The sequence below is a fragment of the Xanthomonas cannabis pv. cannabis genome, assembly GCF_000802365.1.
Lineage (GTDB): Bacteria > Pseudomonadota > Gammaproteobacteria > Xanthomonadales > Xanthomonadaceae > Xanthomonas > Xanthomonas cannabis.
This window is the reverse complement of the sequence record NZ_JSZE01000118.1, coordinates 25,294-31,522: the sequence shown is the minus strand read 5'-3', so window position 1 is coordinate 31,522 and position 6,229 is coordinate 25,294. Positions and strand designations below refer to the sequence as shown.

Below are 6,229 nucleotides of genomic sequence, written 5' to 3'. Positions count from 1 at the left end.
CGCTTCGACTATAGGGAGCCGCTGCTGTCGCCATCAAAGAGTTTTTTCGCTGGTTCGCGCTGCAAAAAATGCAACGCGCGGCGATGCTGTCGCCAGCAGGCGTGGGTGCGGTCGGGTGGGCACTCGGCCCCATCGCGCGAAGTCGCCGGCAGTTGCCGGCGCGGCCGCGGTGGCTCGAAGGCGGGGCCAGTGCGCGCGCTCGTCCTCAGGCAGGGCCCGCCCAGGCACAGCCGCTGCATCGCGGATGGGTCAGGACGCCGTGCGCCGCGATGGTGGTCGCGATCAGCGCCCCGGCATGCAGCCAAGCACCGGGCGGCATGTTGCCAGGCCGATCCCTCGACCCGCAACTGGTGCCCGCGTGTTGCTGGGCCGTCGCTGATGGCGGGTACGGGCGACCGTCTTCAGGCCTGACGGCGCGGGCGCGTCATCAGGCATCGTTCGACGGTGCCAGCTCCTGCCGCAACGCGTCCACGCAGTCGTCCACGAAGCTTCGCACCTTCGAGGAGCCACGACGTCCTTCGAGGTAGACCACATGCACCGGCTCCGGTGCGACTTCGAAGGCATTAAGCAGGCTGACCAATTGGCCGCTGCGCAGATGATCGCGGACCTGGTACGACGGCACCTGCGTGAGTCCCCAGCCCTGTACGGCGGCAGCGATGGCGCCATTGCAGGCGTTGACGCTGAGTCGCGAGTCGGCATCGACCAGATGGGCGTGCCCGTCCACGCAAAACGGCCACGGTGCCGGGCGCTCGGCCGCGGAGATCGGGATGGTTGCATGCTGCGGCAACGCGTCCGGATGCCGCGGGGTGCCATGCGCGTCGAGGTACTGCGGTGATGCGCAGACCATGCGACGCACGGTAGGGCCCGTGGCACGCGTATTGGCGTGAGCCAACCGCGCCTATTGCCACGCATACCGCGCCCCATTGTCGCCACAGCACTGCGGGCCTGGCGACAGCGCTGCGTGAACGCGCAGAGATGGCGGAGACTGTGCGTGCTACGTTGCCGCACCATCGCTCAGGAAACGACCAAGATGCTCACCGGGTACCGATGGAGCGGCTTGCTGGCGCTGGCCAGCCTTTTGCCGGTGTGCGCCATTGCAGGCACGTCCGATGGCGGTTACCGGCAGCCGCCGGAGCCGTTGTTGAGCGTGATGCGCGCGCCGCTCAATCCGTCGCCGCGGCCGGACCCAACCGGCAAGACCCTGTTGCTGGTGCAGCGCACCCAGTACCCGCCGATTGCGCGTGTGGCCGAGCCGTACCTGAAGCTGGCCGGGGTGCGGGTGGAGCCGCGGACGCATGGCCGCCACGACATGTCCAACGGCTACGGTATTCGTTCGTGCCTGCAAGGCTTCAGCCTGATCGATATTGCCAGTGGCAAGCAGACCGCGGTGCGCCTGCCGGCCGACGCCTGTCCGGCAGCGCCGGTGTGGTCGCCGGACGGGCGCCGCTTCGCCTTCAACAACACCGCCGCCGACCGCGTCGAGCTCTGGGTGGGCGAGGTGGCCACCGGCAGTGTGCGCAGGATCGACGGTGTGCAACTCAACCCGGTGCTGGGCGGCGAGATCCAGTGGCTTGGTGGCAGCGACACCCTGCTGCTGAAGACGGTGCCGCAGGACCTGGGCGCTGCGCCGCGCAAGGCCGCCGTGCCGCCGGGCCCGGAGGTCAAGGAAACCATCCAGGGCAAGGGCGAAAGCAGCACCTACGAGGCCCGCGACACGCTCGCCAGCCCCGAAGACGAGGCCTTGTTCACCTACTACGCCACCTCCCAGTTACTAACAGTTGATGCGGCCAACGGCAGCCAGCGCAAACTCGGGACGCCGGCGGTTTACAGCAACGTGGACGGCGCGCCCGATGGCCGCCACGTGCTGGTGCAACGGCTGAAGCAGCCGTATTCGTATGTCACCACCTATGCGCGCTTCGCCCACGATGTAGCGGTGCTGGACCTGGACAACGGCAAGGAGCGCGTCCTGGCCGATCTGCCGGTCGCTGACCGGGTGCCGGTGCAAGGCGTGCCGACCGGCCCGCGCGCGTATTCCTGGCGTGCCAACCAACCGGCCACCCTGGTCTGGGCCGAGGCGCTGGATGGTGGTGACTGGAAAACCACTGTGCCGGCGCGCGACAAGTTGATGACGCTTGCCGCACCGTTCACCGCCAGGCCACGTGAACTGACCCGCGTGCAGCAGCGCTATGCTGGCCTGACCTGGTTTGCCGAGGGCGGCCAGGCGCTGCTGGACGACTACGACGAAAACCGCCACTGGCGGCGCACCACGTTGCTGGACGCGGACCGCCCCGGCGTTGCCGGACGGGTGTTGTTCGATCTTTCCACCGACGATCTCTATGCCGATCCAGGCCTGCCGGAGACGCGTTTGCTGGCCAATGGCCAGGCCGTGCTGCGCGAGGCGCAGGGCGCGTTGTTCCTCAGCGGGCAGGGTGCCTCGCCGGTGGGCGACCGGCCGTTTCTGGATCGCTATGAGGTGGCCACCGGCAAGACCCAGCGGCTGTTCCGCAGCGATGCCAATGTGGACGAGCTGTTCTTCGGGTTTGCCGGCGACGATGTGTCGCGCCTGTTGACCTGGCACCAGTCGCTGACCGACCCACCCAACGTGTATCTGCGCACGCTGGGCCAGCCACTGCCGACCACGGCCGCTGGCGAAGCGGTGGTTGCATCCACCGCCACGCCGGTCACGCATTTTCCGGATCCGACCCCGCTGGTGCGGAAGATCGGCAAGCGCCTGGTGACTTACAAGCGCAAGGATGGCGTGGAGTTGTCGTTCACCCTGTACACGCCGCCCGGCTACACCGAAGGCACGCGCGTGCCGGCGATCCTGTATGCCTACCCGCTCGACTATGCCGACCCCTCCAAGGCCGGCCAGGTCAGCGGCGCCAGCGAGCGCGACTTCACCCGCCTCAGCAACTACCAACTGCTGTTGCTGGCCGGTTACGCGATCATCGACGATGCCGCCTTCCCCATCGTTGGCGACCCCAAGACTGCGTACGACACCTATCTGCAGCAGCTGGTGGACAACGCCACCGCTGCGGTGGACAAGGCAGTGGAGCTGGGCGTGGTCGATCGCCAGCGCATCGGCGTCACCGGGCATAGCCACGGTGCGCTGATGACGGCAAACCTGTTGGCCCATACCGACCTGTTCCGCGCCGGCGCCGCCACCAGCGGCAGTTACAACAAGACACTGACGCCGTTCGGTTTCCAGAACGAGCGCCGTTCGTTCTGGGCCGCGCCGGAAATCTATGCGCAGGCATCGGCGTTCTTCCACGCCGACAAGATCAACGAACCGCTGTTGATCGTGCATGGCATGGACGACGCCAACCCCGGGACCGAAACCACCCAGGCACCCCGCCTGTTCCAGGCGATCCGCGGCAACGGCGGCACCGCACGGCTGGTGCTGCTGCCATTCGAACCGCATTGGTACACCGCCCGCGAATCCAACGAAGACGTGGTGGCCGAGATGCTGGAGTGGTTCGATCGCTACGTAAAGAACGCACCGCCGCGCGATGCGGGCAGCAAGCGGGCGCAGTAAGTGGTGTGCTGAAGCCGCGTCTTATGTGAGACGGGCGTTGGCATCAACGCGGAGTTGGAGCGTTCTTTGCAGGCAGATCCTGCCTGGTAAAGCGCGCTCCTGCTCCGTCTTGTGAGTGGCAGCATTGTCCGCCACGCCGCCGTGCCTGCATCACGCAAACATGCCACGCACCACGTCGGCGTTGCTTTGCCCATCGGGGTTGCCCACCGTGCTGTCGGAGGCAAGGTTCCAGCAACTCAGATGCGCCAGCGCGTTGACCAGCGGATAGGACAGATGCAGCTGGGTGACCGTGCCATAGAGGGGGAAATCGTCCACGCTTTGCAGATCCAGCTCGATCTGGGTTTCATCCGGCAATTGTTTCCACCATGCACGCACCAGATCGTTGTACACCCACAGTATCTCGACCGATTGCTGCGCAGGCACGTTGAACCAGTCGTTCTCCAGCACGCGCAAGCGCTGCCGCACCAGTAACGCGCCGCCGGATTTTTTGGCTGCCAGCAGGCCCTGCTTCAATGCATCGAATGCGGTGGTATCGAAGACCTGGTTGTGCCGGAACATGCCGTTGGCATCCTCGCACAATTGCTCGTTGGCATACGCCAGGTAGCTGCGGCTTTTCTCGCAGAACGGCTGCAGCCCGAACAGCGGCGGCAGGTCGTCGGCAACCACGGTTTCGCCCGATTCCGGATCGATGTTCACCCCTTGGTCCGAGTTGACGAACACCAGCAGGCGCGTGAAGCCACGTGCGAGCAGCGGCATGATGCCCAGGTTTTCCAGGTTGCCGCCGTCGGCGAAGCGGTAACTCTCCGTCGATTGATTACGATCACCGACGGGCCAGTACGGGTAACGCGGCACCAGCCCGTTGATCTCGGGAAACCTCTCTTCGAAGTCTTCGGCCGGCGCCATGCTGCTGCACCCGGCGATGTCGTTGAGGCTGAAGGCGCGCTGGGGCACGCGGGCGGTGACCATGCCGGTACCGTCGTCGGCGGTGTAGTCGCTGCCCATCGCAAACGACTCGATGAGACCACCACCCATGACACCGAGTTGGTCAGGCTGGTTGAAGAACCCGCGGATGCCGAGCAACCAGTTGGCTTCGAACGGCAGCAGATCCGCGCTCACGCCGTCGTTGATGAAGACGGCGGTGTTGAAGATCGGCAGCGGCCGCCCGTCTCGCAAGGTGTAGAAGTTGTCCGCGGTCAACTGGGGATTGCGCTGCAGCGGGCCTTGCGCCAGATACGTCGCCGTGCCGGTGAAATAATGCGGATCGATGCCGGTGGCATCGGGCTTCCACAAACCGTAGTCCTTCAGCACCAGCTTGCCGATGACCGCTTGCCACATATCCGATGGGGCGTAGCGTTTGCTCAGCCGGTACTCGGCCAGTTCATTGAGGATCGGCAGCGTGCCAAGCCGATACGGCACCTGGCCGAGATTGTTTGGTGCCATCTGCGCCAGCACGTCCAAGCTAAGTTGCGAAGGATCCAGCACCACCGGGCCCAGGAATTCATCGTCGCTGATGGCCTTCGGCAGGTAGCTGTACAACACATTGGCCCAGGTCCCGCCGGAGACCGATGAAATCGCGCTGACCTTGTCGAGCAGCCCCAGGTAGCGCAGCCCCCGCAGCTGCCCCAGCGCACACGACAGGGCACGGCTGCCGCCACCGGAAAGGCAGATGCCGACGCCACTTGCCGATGCCGGGGCCGGTGGCGTGTCCAGTACATCGATTGCCACGGTGAATGTCGCCACGGTGTCCCTTCCCCTTCGCACGTCGCCGTTGACGGCACAGTCGCAAGCCTAGCGCTCAAGGTTCCGTTGCCACGCGACGTTGCGCACAAATTGCGGCGATTTTGCTCGCTCAGAAAGGATCAGCAGTGCGTCGGGGGATGCACAGAGAGGGCGCGTCGCACCTCACGCTGTCGGTCGGACTCAACCTGTCGCCATGCCTGCGACGCAAGACATGGCGGCAGGTCGCAACGCCGCACCGGCCATGTAGTGACGATGACGTCGGCGCATGGCCGCACCCTGGACATGGCGCTGCGACGGCGTCGCCCGGCGATCCTGCAAGTCCAGGCCGAGCGACGCATTATGGCGCCAGCGTCAGCCAGCGCTAGTCCGCAGAAAGCGATCCCAGGGTGAAGCCGGACACAGCGTTGACCTTGCCACGCCAGAGCACGCCACGGTTGCTCGGCAGCGGCTGGCCGGCGGGTGAAAAGCAGCGCGCATCGATCAGGTGGATGAACTGCGGCGGTGCGCTGCTCTGCTGCGCATCGTCCTCGCTGTCGTAGATGCTGGCGTGGCTGGCAAACGCGCGGCGGATCTCTTCCCTTTCTTCGGCATCGCCGGGGTAGGCGGCAGAAAACTCCTGAGCAAATGCCTCGAAATACTGCTTCCCGCTGACCAACTGGCCGGACACGATGATGCCATCGACAAACAGCGTAATGCCGAACTGCGCATCCGAGGAGTTGGCAATACCGACCAGCTTCTGCAGATACCAGTCCACGCTCTGGCCGTCGAACGCCAGCTTGACGTCTTCCAGGCTGGGTTGATGTTGCTCTTGGTCTGTCATGTGGCTCTCTCCCTGGTTGAATTCAACGACGCATCAGACAAGCGCAGAGGCGGATGTCCTGCGTGGCGTGCGCAAGCATGGCATACGCCGTACCGAAGTTGCCGCGGTTGGGTTCGCTGGGGCCTTTCCGAACA

At 65.3% G+C, this 6,229-nt stretch carries 3 protein-coding genes and 1 pseudogene; 1 reads left to right on the top strand and 3 read right to left on the bottom strand.

All coding sequences use genetic code 11. The features are described from left to right. Positions 1-427: 427 nt before the first annotated feature. Positions 428-859 (bottom strand): annotated as a pseudogene (locus tag OZ10_RS17065) (LysR substrate-binding domain-containing protein); the annotation flags it as partial. A 171-nt stretch (positions 860-1,030) separates the two neighbouring features. Here OZ10_RS17065 and OZ10_RS17060 point away from each other — a divergent pair. Continuing rightward, a complete protein-coding gene (locus tag OZ10_RS17060) occupies positions 1,031-3,535 on the top strand; it encodes a S9 family peptidase (RefSeq protein ID WP_039566102.1) in 2,505 nt (834 codons plus the stop codon). Between the two features lie 150 nt (positions 3,536-3,685). Here the strand turns inward: OZ10_RS17060 and OZ10_RS17055 are convergent, their stop codons facing one another. Continuing rightward, positions 3,686-5,275 (bottom strand): hypothetical protein, encoded by a 1,590-nt coding sequence (locus tag OZ10_RS17055; protein WP_139051351.1) that lies wholly within the window; start codon positions 5,273-5,275, stop codon positions 3,686-3,688. A 361-nt stretch (positions 5,276-5,636) separates the two neighbouring features. After that, positions 5,637-6,095 (bottom strand): gas vesicle accessory protein GvpU, encoded by a 459-nt coding sequence (gvpU, locus tag OZ10_RS17050; RefSeq protein WP_039411978.1) that lies wholly within the window; start codon positions 6,093-6,095, stop codon positions 5,637-5,639. Positions 6,096-6,229: the final 134 nt, after the last annotated feature.